This is a genomic window from Heyndrickxia faecalis (genome assembly GCF_040267745.1).
GTDB classification, from domain to species: domain Bacteria; phylum Bacillota; class Bacilli; order Bacillales; family Bacillaceae_C; genus Weizmannia; species Weizmannia faecalis.
In genome coordinates this window covers 371,358-391,923 of record NZ_CP158453.1, presented here as the reverse complement: position 1 = coordinate 391,923, position 20,566 = coordinate 371,358, and the positions used below count along the sequence as shown (strand labels likewise).

Below are 20,566 nucleotides of genomic sequence, written 5' to 3'. Positions count from 1 at the left end.
AAAAAATCAGGAATAACCAAGCATGGTATGAATACGGTACTGCCCGGTTCAAAAGGATTTTGTCAGAGAATAAAGGAAAGATGCAGGAGGATGGCACGCATTATTATGATGAAAAAACAGACCGGCTTGAGCAACAGCGTTATTACCGGAAAGCCCGAAAGCACCCTGCATCTGGCCCGGCGTTATTTGCACTTTACCATGATCTCGTGCAAAAAACGCACAAAAACCGGCTGCCGTACCATGTCAGCAAAAACCAGTATTTGGTACATGTGTGGGCCTGCATCCGGATGGCTCCGTGCGGAATATTTACTCCGGGGAGGCCCGCGATCCGCTTGCCATTATCCAGGAAGACCACCAAATCGGGAAAAAACGCGGCGACCATTACCATTCTCTTTTACAGGAGAGCGAGATTTCAGCGCACCAGATCAGGGCAGTGGATACTTTTTTCAAGTACAATACCGAACATATTGTACCCCAGTCCTGGTTCCATGCCGCTGATCCGATGAAGGGCGATCTGCACCATCTGTTTGTCTGCCATCCGTCTTGTAATGCAAAGCGTTCCAATCTGCCCTACGGCGATTTTGATTTTTACCATCCGGAATCCGCCGATGAGCCGGTGCGAAACCATTGCGGGATAGCCGCTGAGGATAAGTTTGAGCCGGAATCCGGGAAGGGAACCATCGCCCGGGCTTTTGCGTATTTTTTGCTGCGCTATCCAAAAGCGGTCTCAAAGAGCAAGCTAAACCGGGTTGATCTTCCGCTTTTGGTGCAGTGGCACGAAGTTTTCCCGGCCGGCCTATATGAGCGCCACCGCAACCAGGCCATCTGCCGCATTCAGGGCAACCGCAATCCCTTTATTGACGACGCCGGGTTGATGAAGCAGCTGGAGGGCTGCCTGGTTAAGATCTGAGCACGCCGGGTGCAACGGGCGTGGCTTGTTTTACTCTGCCCGTATTTCATTTGGACGGCTGCGCGACTCGTTTTTCCTTTCATCAGAACCTTCATCCGGGCCATGAACGGCCGCGCGGCTCATTTTACGCCTAAAAAGAACAGGGGTTTTCTGGCCCCTGTTCTGCTTTTACTTCCCAATCCCCTTTATCTCCATTGCCTTCACTGGTAAAAAGGTTTCGCCGGTACTGAGGTAAGTCACTTTCACCTGATCTCCTTCTTTCAAATAAATGGCCATTGGGACGGTATCCGAGCTGACGGTAAAGTTTTGGCCGCTAGCAAGCAGGAAGGAGACACTGGTATAATCGCCCGTTTTTTCTTTATATACACGGAGCACCTTGCCGGAGACGGTTTTCGTTTCCGAACCCGATGAGCCGTCAACACTGCTGCCGCCGCGCCGGAGGGCAATTTTATACAACTTAAGCGCAGCATCGGGTGTCGAAGCATTCACCGAGATTTCCGGATTGGCCGCGGAAACGATAAAATACGTCTGCAGAAAACCGTTGGAGTCAAGCACAGGCGTCAGCCAGCTGGCTTCTCCGTAAAAATTGTACAAAATCGGCATCGAGCCTTTCCATTTCTTCTCGATAAATTTTTTCTCGACAATTTGCAAATTGCCTTGCGAATCCATATACGATTCCTGCAAATTACCTGTATAATATGTAGCCTTCCCGGTCCGCGCGTTTGTAAGCGAATAGCCAAGCATCGAGTCCACATCTTTTTTCGGGCTGGTAAAATCGGTAAAATAATACATCGTCCCTTTATCATCAAAAATCGGGCTGACATTTGCTTCTGTTCCTTCATCCGTTGGGAGTTTCACATCCCGCTTGCCGAACAGAGTGTTCCAGTAACCGTGGACAAATTTGCCGAAATAACTGTTTTGCAGGCTGACGGCTTCCGGAGAAACAGCACCGTCAATAAAAGCAGGCGCCTGTTTTAAAGAATAGGACTTCATGGCCCCTGATTCCGGATCCACAAGTACAATGCCTTCCGCCTTAAATCCGTTCCTTGCCGATATAAAATGGCCGTAAGTCCGGATATAATACGATTTGCCGTGATCATCCACTTCCACTTGCGGCTCGCCGTAAAAAATCTTTTTCGGATAATGGAGGCGAATGTGGCGGGACAGGTTCTTCTGTAAGAAAGAAGAAGGCGTATAGCGCATATTTTGCTTTACAAATTTTGGATTGTCATCCGCATCTGTTGCGCTCATCACAAAATATCCGGGTGTTTCCCTGCCTTTTAGCCATTTAAAAAATCCGGAAAATTCCACCGGCGCAATATAAACGTATTTGCCGTTCACTTTCTGGATTTGCAGATTTCCCAACTGGTAATAACTTGCATTCGGAACCTGGCCGAATGACTTCTTCATTTTATTGCGCGCAAACTTCGGCGGCACGCTCGCCGGTGTTTCCCGCTCATCAAACGGCTCAATTTCCGTTTTTTGCGCCATTTTCGCTGTGTGATATTTTTCCCCGGCATTCCAAAGCGGCGCTGTCAGCATATACCCGGCGATGCCCAAGGAAACGAGCAAAACGAGCCCCTTTGCGAACTGTTCTTTTCCACTGGCGAGAAAAGCACCGGCAAGAGAAGCAAAAAACAGTGCCGGCCAGAAAACGGATGGATTCAAATCCCTTTTCGTCACGTAGAAAAAAACAGCAGAAAGCACCCACAGCAACAGAAATAAAGATAAAAATGTCTTCAATTTTTCTCCACTTTGCGGCTCGCCGGCATGTTTCAATTTTTTATCTGAAAAAGGAAATACCAGCACCGCGGCAACCATCGCAAAAATGGCCGTAAAAATGATGAGTAACCCCACATCAACCACCCTTTCTGATCATCTATACGAAAAACTGGAAAAGAAGTTTCATTAAAATAGAAGATGGATGGCATGCGGGGGAGGACTTTTGAAACGGTTTTTGTCAATCTCCAGTTTTAAGCCCCTCTAGCTTCTGGCCGCACAATGGATCATCATGCGGGTCCCGTTACTCAATGCATGCGGCCCGACAGCAGTAAAATGGCCAGCCAAACCGTCCATAAAAAGGCCGGGCCTGCCGTAACCGGAATCACGAAATAGCCAAAATCAAAATGCAGGCACGTGATGATAATGCCAAAAAAGGCGAGCAGGCCGGACCACCGGGCAGAAGCAGAAAACCATTTCGGAAAAGTGCCGCCGGACTGTTTCATCGCCATGCCGTAGCAAAAAATGCCGATCCAGCTGCAGGCAAAACCGAAATAGCCGGACAAAAGCCCGAAGGAAAAAACCGCTTCCCACACTTTGACATCTGTGCCTTTGTTGCCGAGAATCGGGAGAATGGTTAATTCTGAGGCAAGGATCAATATCCAGGCTGCCAGTGCCACAAACATCATCCCTGCGCCAAAATCGGAAGTTTTATTGTTCCTTGCCATGTATGCTTTACTTGCTGCAAGCCCGGCCAGCCATAAGCTGATCGCAATGAGCATGAGGATATGGTCGCCTATCCAAAACTGTGCATGCTTGAACTCGTGATAAGCTTTTTGAAGGTCATATGGATCGACAAGCGGCGGATGCAAAATCGTAGCGGCGAGCATCAAAACCGCGCCAAGCAAAATGAGCCAACCTTCCGGGCGTGCTTTTTTGAATGGATTCATCATAAGCCTCCGCATTCCAGGTTTCTTTCCATTATTTTCCCCTCCGCGGCCGCGCTTCAAACCCACCCCCGGATGTTAAAAACAGGCGTTGAATTTTCATCGCCATAAAAAAGGGGGGCAATGCCTGCTCGCGGCACCGCCCCTCCTGACATGTTAGCAGCAGAAGTTGATAAACGCCCGCTGACACAGCTTTATCATCACTTTTCCTGCGCGATTACAAGTCTATTTTCTTCTCAATCAGATACCCTGTCCCTAAGAATAAGGCGATCATCAACGCCAAATGATAAACAAAAGATGCGATATTTGTGGCGGCAGATCCTGCAATTGCATTAAAGTGCAGCCCGGCGCTATGGTAGTGCATCTGAAGCAGATCATGGTAGGAAGCGGGTGTTTCCACATGGAAAGTGCTCAGGTCTAAATAATACGGAATCCATTGGCTGATTTCGGCGTCAATATAGCCGAATACGCCGCTTAAAATGATGAACACGACGAACCATAAACCGCCAATCTTTTTATGGCGGAACGTTACTTTGCTGAGTGCCATTGAAAAATAGATCAGCAATAACACACTGACAACGCTAAAAACCATAGATAATGTCATGTAAATGCACGCTTTTATGGATAGAACTTTTGAGATCGCAGAGAAAAGTTTTGATATGTGATCAATATGGAATGGGCTGAAAATCATCACCATTAAGAAGTTGAATAGCACAACGCCAATGCCTAACACCATAAACCAAAACAAAGCAGCGATGAGTTTAGATCCAAGTATTTGGTTCCCTGTCAGCGGCAATGTAAAGGTAAGGTAGCCACTGTCTTCATACAATTCTTTTCGAAACGAGCCGACGATGTAGAGGAATGCAATGAGAGCCGCACCAAATAATAGCATGACACCAATTGACATAAAGATTTGCGCTGAATGAAACAGCGAGCCTTCCTTATTAGAATAGGCATACATGCTGGTTAAAAGAATGAACACCAAAGCCAATATGCCCAAAATAAACTTGTACGTTCCTCTTATTTCATACTTTACATATTTCAACATCCGGTTTCCCTCCTATGCCCCGAATACTTCTTTATAGATTCCGTCGATTTGCTTGCCCTTTTCTTCCCGTAATTGCTCTGCATTTCCCGTCAAAACAATTCGGCCATTTTTTAAAAAGACCACTTCATCCAGCATGTTTTCCATATCCCTGACTAAATGCGTCGTAATGATCATCGAACTGTTTTCGCGGAAGTTGCCGATAATCGCATCCAATATTTGGTCTCTTGCAACCGGGTCGACGCCGGCGATTGGCTCATCCAGAATATATAATTTTGCATCTCTTGCCAGGACAAGCGAGAGGTTCAGTTTTTCATGCATGCCTTTTGACAACGTATCAATTTTCATGTCTTTTTCCAACTTCATAAAATCAAGTAATGCTTCGAACTTCTTTTCATCGAAATCCTCATAAAAATCCTGATATAATTTCAAAGCATCCTTGATCCGCATCCATTTATACAGAAAATTGCGGTCAGGCAAATAAGAAACAATGGATTTTGTTGCCACGCCCACTTTGTATCCGCCAATCCGCACTTCTCCGCCTGTTTGCCGTAAAAGGCCGGTTAAAATTTTAATCAGCGTTGTTTTTCCGCTTCCATTCGGGCCTAATATTCCAACGACTTTTCCTTCCTCTATCGTTAAATTCAACTGATCCAGGGCTTTTTTACGGAAATAATGCTTTGCCAGCCCGTTTATTTCTACGATATTCTTCATTTTATTCATTCCCTTCCATAAACCTTTCCGATATCATTTTTTTAATTTCATCAGGCTGGAAACCCAAATTTTCCATTTCCCTGAAAAAACGGTCTATGACCGCTGCAGCCATGCTTTGTTTTAAATGGCTGATGATAAGGCTGTCCTCTGTTACAAAAGTTCCCATTCCTCTTTGCGTTTTCACCAGCTCTTCCCGCTCCAGTTCCTGATAGACTCTTTGGATTGTATTCGGATTGACTTTTAATTCCTTTGATAATTCCCTGACCGATGGCAGTTTTTCCCCTCTGTCGATTTCACCGGAAACCACCTTAGTCTTAATTAAATTCATGATTTGAATATAAATGGGCAAAGAACTGCTAAATTCCACCTTTTCACCTCCAGTTATGGTGTATTAGTGTACTATATAAATAGTACACTAATATTCCGGTACTGTCAACGCCATATTCCCTTTCCGGGGCTGGCCCGGCATGGCCAAACGAAAAGGCCCTGAAATCGGAAAAGATTTTTCACGAAATCAGGGCCTTATTTGAAAACCAAAATGCCTTTTTGCTTAAGCCGGGCAACGATTCAATGATCCTATCCCGAAAATATACGCTTAGCTGAATTTCTTCTTCTGCCGGTGCCGCGTTCACTCCCGCATGGCGTCTAATGGTAAGGAACGTTCACTTTTTTTGCCTGATAAACCGGATGCTTTTTTTCAGCCAGTCTACATAACTTTCTTCCCGGGAGATCGCTTTTGTCAGGACAAGATAATGCCCTAACTCATCCGATCCAAGTCCAATCCCCTCTTCTCTTTGCGCAAAAATAAGCTGGTAACGGGATTTTAGCTCCGATAATTTTTGCTCCCGCTGATCCAATTGGTCCTGGAAAAGCGGAAGAATTTTTTCTTCGGGAATGTATTGGATAAAATAAACTTTTAAAGCAAACGTGTCTTTTTCCGTCTCGGGAATTTGTTCCGGATGCATCAGCCACTGCGCCAGTTCCTTCTTTCCTTCTTCTGTCAGCGTATACATCTTTTTTTCCAGTTTGACGCCGGATATTTCAATATACTGTTCGATCAGTTTTTCATCCAGCAATTTTTTTAATTCGGTATAAATCTGGCTGTGTTTGGCACTCCAAAATTGGGAAATTTCTTTTGTAAACTCGGACGTAATGTCATAACCGCTCATATCTTGTTTTCTCAACAAACCCAAGATCGCGTGTTTAAGGACTCTTTTTGCCATCGGCTAACCTCCGTCACGTTTTATTGACAATATTATAGCATAGGTATAAAATAAAACATGTAAACATTGACATGTTTAATATTGAATGATTCGTTAAATACAGGAGGTTTATGATGAAAACATTAGAAGAATTTTTAGGCACCCACATGATCTATACTTATGAAAATGGCTGGGAATATGAATTTTATGTAAAAAATCAAGATACCGTTGATTATCGTATTCACAGCGGAATGGTTGGCGGCCGCTGGGTCCGTGACCAAAAAGCAGATATCGTGAAGATCACGGATGGCGTTTTTAAAGTTTCCTGGACAGAACCGACAGGCACAGACGTTTCCCTGAACTTCATGCCGGATGATAAACGGATGCACGGTGTAATCTTTTTCCCGAAATGGGTACATGAACACCCAGAAATCACGGTCTGCTATCAAAATGACCATATCGATTTAATGGAAGAATCCCGTGAAAAATATGAAACTTACCCGAAATATGTGGTTCCGGAATTTGCGGATATCACTTATATTAAGAATGAAGGCATAAACAACGAAAAAGTGATTTCAGAAGCACCTTATGCAACGATGGCCGATGACATCCGCTCAGGAAAACTAAAATTTTCATAAGCAGAAAAGCTCACAAAAACAAAAAAACGGCGAGACATCATGTCTCACCGTTTTTTTTGCAAATAAAAATAAACGATCACTTTTTTCAGTGCCTTCACTTGATTATCTTCTAAGATATTGGCTGTAGAAGGTCAGAATCACGCAAATGTGATAGCCTTTTTATACAGCAAGTGTTGTTATTCCGCTTCGCCGACAACAGAAAATCGTTCATTTTTATGCTGTGGATTTTCAATTTCATCCAGGATTGCAATCGCAAAATCTGCATAGCTGATGTAGCTTTCCCCTTTTGAGTTCAACGTCAGCACATCCCCGCCTTTTTTGTAGGAGCCGGTTCGTTTGCCTGCCGGATCAAAGAGCGCGGCCGGGCTTACAAAAGTCCATTGGATACCGGTGGAATGCTGCAGGTCTTCTAAATTTTGCGCCTGGCTTTTCGCAGTTGGCAGGAATGCAGCGGGAAAATCGGGTGTGTCCATGACCCGAACGGTTTTTGATTCATCCGCAAACAGGCTGCCGGCACCCCCTACAACGACGAGGCGTGTGCCGGGCGCCCCTTTTAAAGCTTCAATTAAAACCCGGCCGGCTTCCACATGCTGGTGTTCCTTTCCTGGAGCAGCACCAAATGCATTGACGACCACATCATATTTTTGAAGATCTCCGGATTTGATATCGAAAATATTTTTTTCTACCACATCAACCCGTTTGTCTTGAATTTTCACTGCATTCCGTACAATTGCCGTCACTTCGTGGCCCCTGTCAACCGCTTCTTTGAGAATAAGGCTGCCGGCTTTCCCGCTGGCGCCAATGATTCCAATTTTCATATGGCATTCCTCCTGTAATATGTAATCAACTTTATTACATGTAATTATTATAATTACAAGATGGCAGGCATGTCAATGATATTTATTTCCTTTAGGAGTTATACTATACTTGTAATTATATGAATTACATGAGGATGGTGACTGGAAATGTCGATCAGCAGTCGTTTTGCTGTTGGAATCCATATATTGGCGTTGATTGAAATGAATAAAGATGGCGTGAGTTCTTCCGAGTTTTTAGCGGAGAGTGTGAACACAAATCCTGTTGTCATCCGGAAAATCATGGGGATGTTGAAAAAATCCGGCTTAATAGAAGTCCATCCGGGAAAAGCAGGGGCAAAGCTGGCAAAAGCGCTGTCCGATATTACACTCCTTGATGTTTATAAGGCCGTGAATGTCGTCCAGGATAAAGCGTTATTCAGCATTCACCGTAACCCGAACCCGAAATGCCCTGTGGGAAGAAATATTCAGAACACCATTGAACCGATATTTGAAGCATCCCAGATTGCAATGGAGAAAGTTTTGGAGCAAGTGACATTGGAAGACGTGGTAAAAGACATTGCTAAAAAAGAAAACACCATATGCTAAAAAAGACATTCCAAATCGAATGTCTTTACACAAAATTCATAATAATATAGTTTTATTATCCGGCGCAGATAGGATATTGTCAATGCAGTACTAAGATTCATTGTATCCTTTAATAATCCAACAATTATTGATATAATATCCATGGGAAGACCTCTCTAGATATTCATTTCGTAGTATACATTTAGTTGATAGAGTGTCTTCCCATTTTTTCACTTATCTGCCCCCTCGAGTAAAATTTTACACGTACTCGGCATGGGGTAACCAGAATATGGAGTTTAACTCTACCACCCGACAGATCAGAGTGAAGAAAAAAATCTTAGCTATATAAAATGAACTTAAGTTTCTACATCAAGACCGGGTGCCATTTGCATAATGGTTAATTTTTACAGCAGACAACAGAGCCGCGATATTTTGTTCATTTTATATAGCACGAGAAAACACCCAGTTCTTCAAACGTTTGGTCGCCCGTTACAAGGAACGGTTACCGCTATCGGCAGCTCGTGAAAGCGAGAACTTTCCGTCTTTCTTACTATTGTTTTGTTTCTTTTGCTATTTGTTTGACTATAATGGCTAGTCGGGCAATGGCGTCTTCAATGTCGGATAAAGGTGCATAAGCATAGGAAATTCGCAAGTACTGTATTGCATCGCGATCATACAGATTTCCCGGATTAAGTAATATCCCTTCTTTTAATGCTTTTTCAAAAAGTTCGCGAATCGATAAAGATGGAGTGAGATGGACCCAGACATAGAATCCCCCCTTTGGAAAATTCCACGTAGCGATATCGGTAAAGTGTTTCTCGAGTGACCGAACCGTTGCGTTACGACGAATTTTTAACTGTTCCCTAATATAACGCATATGTTCATCATATAAGCCACTAGAAAACCATTCGGCAGCTGCCCATTGAGATAATGAACTTGAACCATAATCTGTTTGCATTTTTATATCTGCAAGTCGTTCGATTACAGCTTCCGGCCCCACAATCCACCCAATTCTTAACCCTGGACTTATTGTTTTTGACATACTTCCTAGGTACAAAACCATTCCATTCTTATCCTCTTTCTTTAAAGGATTTTGGGGTGGAGAATCGATCCCATAAATCACGATAAACATCATCCTCGATAATAGGAAGACTCTCCTGTTCACATATCGCCATCAGTTGCTTTCGTTTTTCTTCCGTCAACAGTACCCCTGTTGGATTATGGAAGGAGGGGATCGTGTATAACAAGGAAGCATTATATTGTTTTTTATACTTTTTGATTAATGACGTTTGAAGACCAGTCTCATCCATTGGCACTCCATATAATCTCATACCAGCAGATTGAAATACTTGAACAGAATACAGGTAGGAGGGTTTTTCAAGTAAAATATTTGACCCCCTATTTAATAGACCAATGGAAATCAGTTGTAAGGCTTGAAGCGCTCCTGAGACAATTAATATCGATGTGGGAGAAGCATTAATCCCTATCTTTTTTAAGTGTTCCGTTAGTTGCTGTCTTAAAAACAAGTCGCCTTTTGGCTCTTCGTATCCTAATGAGGCCATTCTATTAGGAAGTCTCTGGAATACATCTTGCATTTTTTTATACGGTAATAGTTCCGGTGAAAGTTCCCCGGTTCCTAAACGAATGATATTTGGCCTGAATTCTGCTTCATTAATATCTTGAATTGCAGGTAAATTGGGTTGATAACTCCCTGCCTTCACATACGAGTTCCAATCGGGAGGATGGTTGGATACTAACAGATTCCATGTATTATTTATCACTTTTGTCCCACCCCCGGTTTTTCCTTCGATTAAACCAAGGGCAGTTAATTCATCCAATGCTGTTACGACGGTACTACGATTCACCCCAAATGTCTCGGCTAGTACCCTCTGTGAAGGTATTTTTGTACCGACAGTCCATTCTCCGTTTATAATCTTATCTTTTATGTACTTTTCAATCTGCTTATATAAAGCGACTGAAGACGACCTATTCGGTTTCCACTCTAAATGTTGCATGTCTTTTTCTCCCATCCATTTTATATTTTCATTATAAAATTTGGTTGGTTTAATATCCATCAAATTTGGATGGATACATATGGGGGATTCTCCTCTAAAATAGTCATAGGTTAATCAATCATAAGGAGTTACCCTTTGAATTTTCTTTTTGAAAGGAGGGAGAAGATGTTAGAAGCATTTTTACATGGATTTGTTTTAGCCTTTGGTCTCATTTTACCTTTAGGTCCACAAAATGTTTTTGTCTTTAACCAAGGTGCTTTGCAATCAAATCTTATAAAAGCTCTACCAGTAGTAATCACAGCAGCAGTTTGTGACACAATCTTAATTACTTTGGCTATTCTAGGTGTTTCAGTTATTGTTTTATCATTTTCATGGCTTCAAACCATTGTTTATGGGATTGGGTTTTTATTTTTAATTTACATGGGATGGTCGATTTGGAAATCTGCTCCTTCAAAGGACGAACAAGTAGAAAGTAAGATGTCAGCAAAAAAACAAATGACTTTTGCAATTTCTGTTTCCTTATTAAATCCTCATGCCATATTGGACACAATTGGGGTGATCGGTTCTAATTCAATAAGCTACTGGTTTAGATAAACTTGTTTTTACAATAGCCTGTATAGGTGTGTCCTGGATATGGTTTTTTAGTTTAGCTGTAGCAGGTAGCGTGTTAGGTAGGGTAGACACAACCGGTAAATGGATGATTCGGTTGAACAAATTGTCTGCACTTATAATTTGGCTAGTTGCTATCTTCATTGGGAAAGAGCTAATCATCTCGCTATTTAAATAAAGAATATAAAATGAACTGAAGTTTTTACATTGACAAGTTCATCCATTTGCATGATGATTTTTTGCAGCCGGCAACAAAGTAGCAATGTTTAGTTCATTTTACAAAGGAGCATTAAAATGGAGGTTACCCTCAAACCTTATGTGTCCTATTAAGCATACGGCTTTTGAACAAATATTTATTTTGCGGAGGAAGGCAGCAGTATCCGCATATTGGTTTTATGACCAACCAGAACTTGAAAAGTCAGAGGCCGTCTCGTGATCAACATTGGCAAAAAGACGGCCTCTGATTATAACGGTGGAGTAAAAGACGTTGTTAACAATGGATTCTTTGCTCCACTTCCAAAGTCCTCCCGTTGCAATACGTACATTTGTTGTGTAACCTTTATTAAGAAAATTAATTGTTGTTGCTAATGTTGACGTTGGCGAAATAGGATTTCCATATGAATCATGTTGGACTACGCTAACAGCAGTTGGAGCAACTTCTGAACGAACATTGTCAGTGTTGGTTTCGTTAGTAACTGTTTGGTCTGAAGTCGTGTCATCCTAATGTAAAGGTGTCATCTGTTAAAGCTTGATCAGTTGAAGAACGTTTGATCTTTAGTTGTTGGATCAGTATCGGTATTCCAATTCCGCTAGCTTTTGCAATTCTTCTTTTCTCCCTTCTTATCTTAGTTCATCCGCATACGTTTCATCGTGCCGCCCTCCCGTTTCAATACCATTCGCCTTATTCTTTTTCCAGCTCCTCCTTTATTTCAAGGATCTTTTTTTCAGAAAAGCCAGTTGCTTTTTTGATAAAATCGAGTGGTATCCCAAGTTTAATAAGGTTTCGGGTAATTTCAATTTTTTCTTCTTGTCTCCCTTCTTCTCTTCCTTCTTTTCTTGCTTCTTGCTTTAGTTCATCCTCATACGTTATCATCGTGCCACCCTCCCATTTCAAAGCCATCAGCCCTTATTCCTTTTCCAACTTCTCCTTTATTTCAAGGACCTTTTTTTCGGAAAGGCCTGTTGCTTTTTTGATAAAATCGAGGGATGACCCTAGTTTAATGAGGTTTCGGGTAATTTCAATTTTTTCTTCTTGTCTCCCTTCTTCTCTTCCTTCTTGCTTTAGTTCATCTTCATACGTTATCATCGTGCCACCCTCCCGTTTCAAAGCCATCAGCCCTTATTCCTTTTCCAACTTCTCCTTTATTTCAAGGACCTTTTTTTCGGAAAGGCCTGTTGCTTTTTTGATAAAATCGAGTGGTATCCCAAGTTTAATAAGGTTTCGGGTAATTTCAATTTTTTCTTCTTGTCTTCCTTCTCGTTTACCTTCTTCTCTTCCTTCTTTTCTTGCTTCTTGCTTTAGTTCATCTTCATACGTTATCATCGTGCCGCCCTCCCATTTCAAAGCCATCAGCCCTTATTCCTTTTCCAACTTCTCCTTTATTTCAAGGACCTTTTTTTCGGAAAGGCCTGTTGCTTTTTTGATAAAATCGAGGGATGACCCTAGTTTAATGAGGTTTCGGGTAATTTCAATTTTTTCTTCTTGTCTCCCTTCTTCTCTTCCTTCTTTTCTTGCTTCTTGCTTTAGTTCATCCTCATACGTTATCATCGTGCCGCCCTCCCATTTCAAAGCCATCAGCCCTTATTCCTTTTCCAGCTTCTCCTTTATTTCAAGGACCTTTTTTTCGGAAAGGCCTGTTGCTTTTTTGATAAAATCGAGTGGTATCCCAAGTTTAATAAGGTTTCGGGTAATTTCAATTTTTTCTTCTTGTCTTCCTTCTCGTTTACCTTCTTCTCTCCCTTCTTCTCTTCCTTCTTTTCTTGCTTCTTGTTTTAGTTCATCTTCATACGTTATCATCGTGCCGCCCTCCCAATTTTTGATTTCCTGGTTAAACTCCTGTTGGTATTGACTTTCGAGTTTTATCATGTGGTCCATGAAAATGAAAAGTGTCAGTAAATCCTTTTTATCGAGCTGCAAGCGATCTTTCATAACAGCTAAAACCCGGAGCAACTGCTTTTTCAATTCTAATTTGGTTGGCTGTGCAGCTGTTTTTCCATACAGGGCTTTTTTTGCCGCAAGGATTACAAAAGCAAATGGATTAGTCGATTGCAACAATTCATTTTCATCTTGTTCCGCTATTTTATACACATTGTATTCATAACTCAATTTTGTCCCGAAAAAGTTGTATTCATAACGGGGTGGGGTATACGTTTCGGAGTAATCTTCGGTGTAAATCACAAGCGCGAATATCTTTTTATCATACGCATCAAAAATCCGGTAGAAGTATTGAAACATTCTTTCTGCAAAATCAGTATCTTTCCACCCCTGCACTTCGATATGGACAAGTATCCACTGTTCGCTACCATCTTTCAAATACACTTTAAAAAGCCCGTCTGCTTCCCGGTCTCGGCTTTTGCCGTCCGGATTCAGCCTTTGGAATTCCTTATCCAGGTCGTCAGGTGGCTTGTCCCAATCGATCATCTCATACAAGCCTGGTGAAAAAAACGCAACAAAATCTTCAAACAGCGAATGAATAACCCGCTTCCAATGACGGTCATATTCATTGCGCCCTGTCCGCTTATCCATCCCATTCCCCCTTTTCAAGTATTAAAACTATTCCGTTTTTATTATACAACATTTTTGAAATGAAGGGAACACCAATTCGACAAAAATGATGATTTCAAAATTTTTCGTCTTTTGACCCAAAACGTAGATGGGTGTGAAAACGCGACTATATTTCAGAGGTCTCCGCTGATTTCCGTGAAAATAGACGTTACCCATGGAAAACGCCGCAGATTTTATAAACCAGCCTTCTTGAGACCCACTACAAGCCTGTCGAGCATCGATAGCCAAGATTTCTCCTTGCTCAAATTTCATCGGCGAGCGCCAAGCAGCCATGCACGGCGCACCGAAAAACAGGCTGCCCCTTGTGGGACAGCCTGCGTTAAAAATCAAGATTTATTTTTTCCGGACTGTGATCGTCCATGCTGCTTCATCAAGCTGTTCAAAGTTTGTGACAGTGTGGCCTGCTTCAGCTGCCCAGCGCGGGATGCTTTCCGTTGCTTGCGTGCAGTCAAAGTGGATGACAAGGTCATCTCCCGGCTGAATTTCTTCAATGGCTTTCTTTGCTTCGATTAACGGGAATGGGCAAACCTGGCCCATGACTTCCAATACTTTTTCCATCTTCCATTCCTCCTTATGCAGTGGTGACGGCCGTTTTCGCCGCCGTTTTTTGGCGCTTGGTTTGCGGGCGGACAAACATGAAATAGGAAGCCGTCCATGCGCCAAATATCATAAACAGCAGTGCAAACCAGCCCTGCCATGTCATCATTGCCGTTTTGACGAGGCCGTTGCCGATCGAACAGCCGCCTGCGACACTGGCGCCGAATCCCATCAAAATGCCGCCAAGGAAACTGCGGATACCCGTTTTTGCGTCCGGCATTCTAAAACGAAATTCGCGGCTCGCTTTTGCGGCGATAAAAGAACCGAGAAAAATGCCGAGCACGAGAAAAACGCCCCAGTTTACAAATGTTTGGTCACCCGTTACAAGGAACTGCAGAAGATTGGCAGTCGGCGTTGTAATCCCGAGGCCATCCATTCTTCCGGTTGCTTCGCTTAAAGGCCACGCTAAAATCGCAATAAGTCCGATAAGTACTGCGGTAAAGAAAGGGTGCCAGCGTTTTTCAAACAAAAGATGTGCAAGCCCTTTGCGTTTTGCCTTCATCGCCGGAATCGCCACTTTTGGCTTCCGCATTTCCCTGATTAAAATGGCCAGTACAATCATGGAAAAGACTGCGATAATGATCCAAATATTAATCCCTAGTGTATCTGCAATCGCGTTTTTCGGAAGCTGAACAGACTGGAGGGAAGTGGTTACCGGTAAAAGCACGCCAGATTTCATCACGGCACTCATGACCATGTAGCCAAAGAGCGCGATCCAGCTGCCCAAGAGCCCTTCGCCGGCACGGTACCATGTCCCGGTTGCGCAGCCGCCGGCCATGACAATCCCTATCCCGAAAATATATGAACCAATGATAGCAGCAACCCACGGGAATGTGCCTGCAGCATATTTGATCATGCCAAGCTGAATAAGTGCGTAAACTCCGATGCTTTGAACGGCGATCGCAATTAACAGCGCATAAAACATGCGATTGTCTTTTGCAATATACATATCACGGAAGCCGCCCGTCAGGCAAAACCTGCCCCTTTGCATCACAAAGCCGAGCAATGCCCCGCAAATTAACCCTGTTAAAAGCATAAAACTCCCCCTTTAATCCTCACTAAATTTATGGGATTAATTATAGTAATATTCCGCCCCATTTTCAAGTGTTAGACACCAAAAAAGGACACCACAAATTTTCCCAGCCCAGGTTTGCTTTTACGGCGTTTACAAAAAGCCCCCTCAAAGTACGCCTCCATATTTTGCGGGTTCCGGCATTAGACCGGCAGCAAAGCCCCTGCTTATTGCCGTTTGCTGCTCTCATATTTGCCGCAAGCGGATCATAAAGTACTTTTTATAAGGAGTGATGCGAAGATGGAGCAAAAATTGCCGGATTTTACATCCACCCGTTTTCTGAAACAGCATATTTTGGATACGGTAAACTTTTATGCACCGCGCTGTATAGACAAAGTGTCCGGCGGATATATCAACTGCTTTCTTGATGACGGCACAGTATGCGATTATGAAACGAGACAACTTGTAGGCCAGGCAAGGTTTGTGTTTATTTTCAGTGTGGCGGCGTTGCTGGAGCCCGGCCAAGCGTACCGGGAACTGGCGGAACACGGCATTTCGTTCTTGCAGCGTCACCAGCGCGACCACAAACACGGCGGGTATTATTGGGAATTAAAGGGCCAGTCTGTATCCCATTCAGTGAAAAGAGCATATGGCCATGCCTTTGTTTTGTTAGCCGCAGCGATGGCAGCGAAAGCAGGCATATCATCTGCTTTTCCGATGATTGCGGAGACGTTTGAAGTATTGGAACGCCATTTTTGGAGGAAAAATGAGGGGCTGTATGTTGATGAAATCTCAGCCGACTGGTCAGAAGTATCCCCTTACCGCGGACAGAATGCCAATATGCATCTGTGCGAAGCGATGATGACAGCGTATGAAGCAACCGGCAACAAGCGGTATCTTGAAAGAGCAGAACGCATTGCCGAGTCGGTCATGTTTCGCCTTCTCCCCCAGTCAGGTGGGCTGATTTGGGAGCACTATCATGAAGATTGGACGATCGATTGGACGTACAATTACGGCATTACAAAAAGTGAGCTTCATCCTTATGGCTTTATTTTCGGCCATTCGATCGAATGGAGCAAGCTGTTGCTGTTATTAGATCGGCTTGCTCCAGGCAATTGGCGGAAACCGGTGGCACAATCTTTATTTCAATCCGCTATTCACTTGGGCTTGGACCGGAAAAATGGAGGCATTTTTTTCAGCATGGCTCCAGGCGGGCGTATGATCGATTGTGATAAATATTACTGGGTCATGGCTGAAGCGATCGGTGCATCATCCCTGCTAGCCGCATCTGACCGCAATGCCTTGCAACTGTATCGTGATCTGTTTACCTATTGCTGGACCTATTTTGTTGATCAACAAAGAGGCGGCTGGTATCAACTGCTTAATCCGTGCAACCGCCGTTACAGCAATATAAAAAGCCCGCCGCCCAAAACAGATTACCATCCTGTAACGAATTGCCTCATCGCGCTTACGTCTTTTTCCTCATCCGGACTTGCCGAATAAAGTTTGAGCACTAGTTCTGCATTTAAAAATGCTACAGCGTAGCAAAACGGACGTTAACCCATTTGGCAGCAGGTTTTTTAGGATACGGACAAAAGCAAATCCCGGTTATGAAGCGACAAAGCCGCCCCCGTTCACATGAATAGTCTGGCCTGTGATATAAGAACCGTCGTTTGAAGCAAGCAACACATAGACAGGAGCCAGTTCATAAGGCTGGCCTGCACGTTTCATTGGTACGTTATTTCCAAACGTTTTTACCATATCTGGAGAAAAAGTCGCAGGAATAAGCGGTGTCCAGATTGGGCCCGGGGCTACAGCATTCACCCTGATCCCCTGGTCAACGATGTTATTGGCAAGCGCGCGCGTAAAGCTGACGATTGCCCCTTTCGTAGCTGTATAATCAATCAAATCTTTCCGGCCGATATAGGCGTTAATCGATGCAGTGTTGATAATGCTGCTTCCTTCAGCCATATAAGGAAGTGCGGCCTTTGTCATGTAAAAAAACGGATGCAAATTTGTATCAAACGTCGTATGCCACTGTTCGTCGCTAATATCCAAAAACCGGTTTTGAACAAATTGAACCGCTAAGTTATTGACAAGAACATCTATTTTTCCGAATGTTTCAAGGGTGCAGGCAATGACATACTGACAGTGATTTTTGTTGCGTAAATCTCCTGGAATCAAAAGGCAACGCTGTCCCAAATGCTCAATGGCCTGCTTCGTTTCCATGGCGTCTTCATGTTCATCAAAATAAGCAATGACGATATCTGCTCCTTCTTTTGCAAAAGCCACTGCTACAGCCCTGCCAATTCCGCTGTCACCCCCACTAATGATCGCAACCTTGTTGCTCAGTTTCCCGGTTCCAATATAATGGGGGTTGTCATAAACAGGCCGGGGAATCATCAAATATTCAAATCCCGGCTGCCTCGTCTGGTGCTGGGGCGGAAATGTGTTCGAGACTTCTTCACACTTGGTTTCTGATCCATAATAAGAAGATTTTGAATCCATGATAACACCTCTTTATCCATTTTCCTTAATGTATTCAGGCGAAAAAATAACGTTAATGCTCTATGCTCGGAACGGCAGAATGGATGGCCTCGATCCGCCGGTATGCGGGAGCTGGGCAAACATGGCCGTGCGGGGGATATAGCACGGTTATATTTCTTAATGGGCAGCTAAAAAATTCTTTTAAAGGGTATAATCAATCATAATGGCACCTTATTGAAGGAGGAATATTATGGAAAATATGACCGTTTACGCCAAAAATGCAACCGATCCATCCCAAATTCAGTTGATCGAGCATGAATTGAAAAAGATGGACGGGATTGAGCGCGTATTGTCTGATACAAATGACGGAGAGATCAAAATTGAATTTAACCCCGGACAATTGACGCAAAGAGAAATCATCACAAAAATGCAGGAACTGAACGTTCATCTGATCCTGGAAGATTAGGGTAATGCCTGGCAGAGTGCAGCAAGGAAAAACCCAATTTGCTTGTATGGATTCAGGCAAATTGGGTTTCATTTTAACGAACTAGAGATGTTTTTCATACAAATAGTGATTTACCAATTCTTCTATTAGATCATGCTGGGGATAGTCGCCATTAAATTCGAATCGGATTTCTTCAATAAATTTTTCTCCATGATAAACATGAATGGCACCGGTTTGGCTGACCACACTAAACTCCGGTTCGAAGGTATATCCATTATGCTTGATTGCACCCATCCTGTATCGTTTCCTTTACACCGTCATTTTTGGTTTTACCTATAGGATGCTGGAAATTACAAAATGCATGCATCGTAATCATATGGGCTTATGTTCTTCCCTTGTTTCCCAACTTTTGGTTATGGAGCAAACCCTATTTAAATTGATCAGGGTACATTTCCTTTGCCAGTTGTTCTATTCCATCGAGTGTGTTATAGCTGTAGCCGAAAAGCTCATTATAATCCATCGCGTAAACTTGCTTATTTTTGATTGCTTTCATACTCGATAATTTGGGATTTTCATAAAGAGCCTTTTTGACCTTATCGGCATTGTTTTCCCAATTCAGTACAATCAATACATCGTTCAGCGAATCGACCGTCTCGACACCCCAGTCGGCATTATCGAATAAGCCGCCGCTACTGACAATATTTGACGGCGAATATCCAAATGGTTGGTCGGTTCATCGAGAATCATTAAGTCCGGCTGTTGGGCTATGGCACGGGCAAGGATCACCTGTTGCTTTTCCCCGTCTGATAATGACAAATAGCTGCGTGTTTTATATTCAAGCAATTGCTCGGCATAGTTAAAAGGCACATCTTTTGATCGATGCACCTTTTTGCTTATCTATTCACATCCTTATGCAAAAAATTTAGCTTAATTGAAGACGATGCCGCCATCGATCATGACAGATTTTCTATTCTACTGCCGAAAAGACCAAATATGGCACAAAGTTTGCAACATCTTTAGGCTTATTTATATAAAAAAAACTTTAAGTTACCTTTCCCGTCATAAGTCGCGAGGAGAACATTTTTTACGTCCGTCTGGTAATGCTTTAGTTGCGAAATCAGCCATTGTTCATCTTTATGAATCCGGGCCAGTTCTTTGAAATTTATTTTCCTTTCTTTGATAATGATTTTTGGCAAGGAAAATACACCGGTTTCCGTGCTGGAACTGGGTGTCAGCGGTTGATATTTTGGATCCAGAAAAACGGATAATTTTCCATCCGCCTCCCAAATGGCTAGGGCCACTTTTGTTACATCTTCAATTTTTTCTTCCCTTAATTCTTCCAGTAATACGTCAATAGATATTCTTGCTTTTTTTAATCCTTTATAAAGGATCACTCCGTCTCTGATAAGGGTAATGGGTTGATGGTTCATCCATTTTCTGAAGCCGGGCCATTTCAGGGTCATCAAAATGCCTCCGAGGTACAGGATGACTAACACACTGGTGGTCACAATCGAGCCTTTCAGACCAAGATGCGGATCTGATAAGGGATGGGCAATAATATTTCCAATAACGAGGGCCATAACAAAATCAAGAAGTCTTAATTGGGAGATGGTCCGCTGCCCCATCACTTTAGCAACGATTACTAAAAACAGGAAAGCAGTCACAGCACGCAGCGTCCACTCAACTGTAGTGAGCGCTTCCTGGTTTTGAAAAAAATCCATATCTGGCACATCCTTTATTCCATAAACTGGTGCTTTTTATTAACACTCTATATTTTAAGCTTACGGAACAACTGCAATACAAAAATGGGCTATCTTTTATTCAGAGATGTCGGCTGATTGAGTCAACATTTTCTGTAATGACAATTTCATACGCTATGCACGGCCCATTGCTAAATCCATATCCTTAAGTTTGACATATGCTGTCTTTTGCTTTTCGGTTAGATTTTCTTGGTTTTTTAGCCATACATTAACCCTTGGCATTCTTACATGTGTTATTGTTTAATATTGTCGAAAATCGAGGTGTCTCCACGTACGACCCTGGTCTTGAATATCGTGAA

22 protein-coding genes and 3 pseudogenes are annotated in these 20,566 nt (G+C 43.0%); 6 read left to right on the top strand and 19 right to left on the bottom strand.

Annotated elements, in window-relative coordinates:
* Window positions 1-295 precede the first annotated feature (295 nt).
* Entirely contained in the window at window positions 296-910 is a 615-nt protein-coding gene (locus ABR335_RS01930; protein ID WP_350346442.1) for an endonuclease I family protein, read from the top strand.
* Between the two features lie 168 nt (window positions 911-1,078).
* Here ABR335_RS01930 and ABR335_RS01925 read toward each other — a convergent pair whose 3' ends face one another.
* The 6 genes from ABR335_RS01925 to ABR335_RS01900 all read right to left on the bottom strand — a co-directional run bounded on the left by ABR335_RS01925 (window position 1,079) and on the right by ABR335_RS01900 (window position 6,558).
* Complete coding sequence (locus ABR335_RS01925; protein ID WP_014096866.1) at window positions 1,079-2,767, bottom strand: hypothetical protein; 1,689 nt, start codon at window positions 2,765-2,767, stop codon at window positions 1,079-1,081.
* A 170-nt stretch (window positions 2,768-2,937) separates the two neighbouring features.
* Complete coding sequence (locus ABR335_RS01920; RefSeq protein WP_046721966.1) at window positions 2,938-3,579, bottom strand: hypothetical protein; 642 nt, start codon at window positions 3,577-3,579, stop codon at window positions 2,938-2,940.
* Between the two features lie 214 nt (window positions 3,580-3,793).
* Window positions 3,794-4,624, bottom strand: a complete 831-nt coding sequence (locus ABR335_RS01915; RefSeq protein WP_350346441.1) for a hypothetical protein — start codon at window positions 4,622-4,624, stop codon at window positions 3,794-3,796.
* Window positions 4,625-4,636: 12 nt separating this feature from the next.
* Entirely contained in the window at window positions 4,637-5,335 is a 699-nt protein-coding gene (locus ABR335_RS01910) for an ABC transporter ATP-binding protein (protein ID WP_350346440.1), read from the bottom strand.
* Window position 5,336: 1 nt separating this feature from the next.
* On the bottom strand, window positions 5,337-5,702 hold the full coding sequence (locus ABR335_RS01905; RefSeq protein WP_014096861.1) for a GntR family transcriptional regulator: 366 nt from the start codon (window positions 5,700-5,702) through the stop codon (window positions 5,337-5,339).
* A 295-nt stretch (window positions 5,703-5,997) separates the two neighbouring features.
* Window positions 5,998-6,558 (bottom strand): PadR family transcriptional regulator, encoded by a 561-nt coding sequence (locus ABR335_RS01900; RefSeq protein WP_026684637.1) that lies wholly within the window; start codon window positions 6,556-6,558, stop codon window positions 5,998-6,000.
* A 113-nt stretch (window positions 6,559-6,671) separates the two neighbouring features.
* On the opposite strand from ABR335_RS01900, the gene ABR335_RS01895 reads away from it, so the two are divergent.
* Complete coding sequence (locus ABR335_RS01895; protein WP_014096859.1) at window positions 6,672-7,175, top strand: phenolic acid decarboxylase; 504 nt, start codon at window positions 6,672-6,674, stop codon at window positions 7,173-7,175.
* Between the two features lie 176 nt (window positions 7,176-7,351).
* Here the strand turns inward: ABR335_RS01895 and ABR335_RS01890 are convergent, their stop codons facing one another.
* Window positions 7,352-7,993 (bottom strand): NAD(P)-dependent oxidoreductase, encoded by a 642-nt coding sequence (locus ABR335_RS01890; RefSeq protein WP_265114692.1) that lies wholly within the window; start codon window positions 7,991-7,993, stop codon window positions 7,352-7,354.
* A gap of 147 nt (window positions 7,994-8,140) precedes the next feature.
* On the opposite strand from ABR335_RS01890, the gene ABR335_RS01885 reads away from it, so the two are divergent.
* On the top strand, window positions 8,141-8,578 hold the full coding sequence (locus tag ABR335_RS01885) for an Rrf2 family transcriptional regulator (protein ID WP_046721961.1): 438 nt from the start codon (window positions 8,141-8,143) through the stop codon (window positions 8,576-8,578).
* A gap of 529 nt (window positions 8,579-9,107) precedes the next feature.
* Here the strand turns inward: ABR335_RS01885 and ABR335_RS01880 are convergent.
* A pseudogene (locus ABR335_RS01880) lies at window positions 9,108-10,572 on the bottom strand (PLP-dependent aminotransferase family protein).
* A 165-nt stretch (window positions 10,573-10,737) separates the two neighbouring features.
* Between ABR335_RS01880 and ABR335_RS01875 the strand changes: the two are divergent.
* Window positions 10,738-11,359: pseudogene (locus tag ABR335_RS01875) on the top strand (LysE/ArgO family amino acid transporter).
* A 723-nt stretch (window positions 11,360-12,082) separates the two neighbouring features.
* Here ABR335_RS01875 and ABR335_RS01870 read toward each other — a convergent pair.
* The 7 genes from ABR335_RS01870 to ABR335_RS01840 all read right to left on the bottom strand — a co-directional run bounded on the left by ABR335_RS01870 (window position 12,083) and on the right by ABR335_RS01840 (window position 15,599).
* Window positions 12,083-12,301 (bottom strand): hypothetical protein, encoded by a 219-nt coding sequence (locus tag ABR335_RS01870; RefSeq protein ID WP_035181027.1) that lies wholly within the window; start codon window positions 12,299-12,301, stop codon window positions 12,083-12,085.
* 6 nt (window positions 12,302-12,307) lie between these two features.
* Complete coding sequence (locus ABR335_RS01865) at window positions 12,308-12,514, bottom strand: hypothetical protein (protein WP_350346439.1); 207 nt, start codon at window positions 12,512-12,514, stop codon at window positions 12,308-12,310.
* Window positions 12,515-12,520: 6 nt separating this feature from the next.
* A complete protein-coding gene (locus ABR335_RS01860) occupies window positions 12,521-12,751 on the bottom strand; it encodes a hypothetical protein (protein ID WP_350346438.1) in 231 nt (76 codons plus the stop codon).
* Window positions 12,752-12,757: 6 nt separating this feature from the next.
* Window positions 12,758-12,976, bottom strand: a complete 219-nt coding sequence (locus tag ABR335_RS01855) for a hypothetical protein (RefSeq protein ID WP_046721780.1) — start codon at window positions 12,974-12,976, stop codon at window positions 12,758-12,760.
* Between the two features lie 6 nt (window positions 12,977-12,982).
* Window positions 12,983-13,927, bottom strand: coding sequence for an Rpn family recombination-promoting nuclease/putative transposase (locus ABR335_RS01850; RefSeq protein ID WP_251460166.1), 945 nt, complete (start codon window positions 13,925-13,927; stop codon window positions 12,983-12,985).
* 372 nt (window positions 13,928-14,299) lie between these two features.
* Window positions 14,300-14,524, bottom strand: coding sequence for a sulfurtransferase TusA family protein (locus tag ABR335_RS01845; RefSeq protein WP_014096852.1), 225 nt, complete (start codon window positions 14,522-14,524; stop codon window positions 14,300-14,302).
* 13 nt (window positions 14,525-14,537) lie between these two features.
* Window positions 14,538-15,599 (bottom strand): YeeE/YedE family protein, encoded by a 1,062-nt coding sequence (locus ABR335_RS01840; RefSeq protein ID WP_276210637.1) that lies wholly within the window; start codon window positions 15,597-15,599, stop codon window positions 14,538-14,540.
* A 276-nt stretch (window positions 15,600-15,875) separates the two neighbouring features.
* Between ABR335_RS01840 and ABR335_RS01835 the strand changes: the two genes are divergently transcribed.
* Complete coding sequence (locus tag ABR335_RS01835; RefSeq protein ID WP_350346437.1) at window positions 15,876-17,078, top strand: AGE family epimerase/isomerase; 1,203 nt, start codon at window positions 15,876-15,878, stop codon at window positions 17,076-17,078.
* A gap of 105 nt (window positions 17,079-17,183) precedes the next feature.
* Here ABR335_RS01835 and ABR335_RS01830 read toward each other — a convergent pair whose 3' ends face one another.
* A complete protein-coding gene (locus ABR335_RS01830; protein WP_276210639.1) occupies window positions 17,184-18,083 on the bottom strand; it encodes an SDR family oxidoreductase in 900 nt (299 codons plus the stop codon).
* Window positions 18,084-18,312: 229 nt separating this feature from the next.
* Here ABR335_RS01830 and ABR335_RS01825 point away from each other — a divergent pair, with 229 nt between their 5' ends.
* Complete coding sequence (locus ABR335_RS01825; protein ID WP_013860637.1) at window positions 18,313-18,528, top strand: DNA-binding protein; 216 nt, start codon at window positions 18,313-18,315, stop codon at window positions 18,526-18,528.
* A gap of 81 nt (window positions 18,529-18,609) precedes the next feature.
* Here the strand turns inward: ABR335_RS01825 and ABR335_RS01820 are convergent, their stop codons facing one another.
* From ABR335_RS01820 to ABR335_RS01805, 3 genes and pseudogenes are all read right to left on the bottom strand, one after another.
* Window positions 18,610-18,801: a YbxH family protein gene (locus ABR335_RS01820; RefSeq protein ID WP_013860638.1), complete on the bottom strand. Its 192-nt coding sequence runs from the start codon at window positions 18,799-18,801 to the stop codon at window positions 18,610-18,612.
* A gap of 405 nt (window positions 18,802-19,206) precedes the next feature.
* A pseudogene (locus tag ABR335_RS01810) lies at window positions 19,207-19,350 on the bottom strand (ATP-binding cassette domain-containing protein); the annotation flags it as partial.
* A 179-nt stretch (window positions 19,351-19,529) separates the two neighbouring features.
* Window positions 19,530-20,228: a DUF421 domain-containing protein gene (locus tag ABR335_RS01805; protein WP_350346436.1), complete on the bottom strand. Its 699-nt coding sequence runs from the start codon at window positions 20,226-20,228 to the stop codon at window positions 19,530-19,532.
* Between the last annotated feature and the right edge of the window lie 338 nt (window positions 20,229-20,566).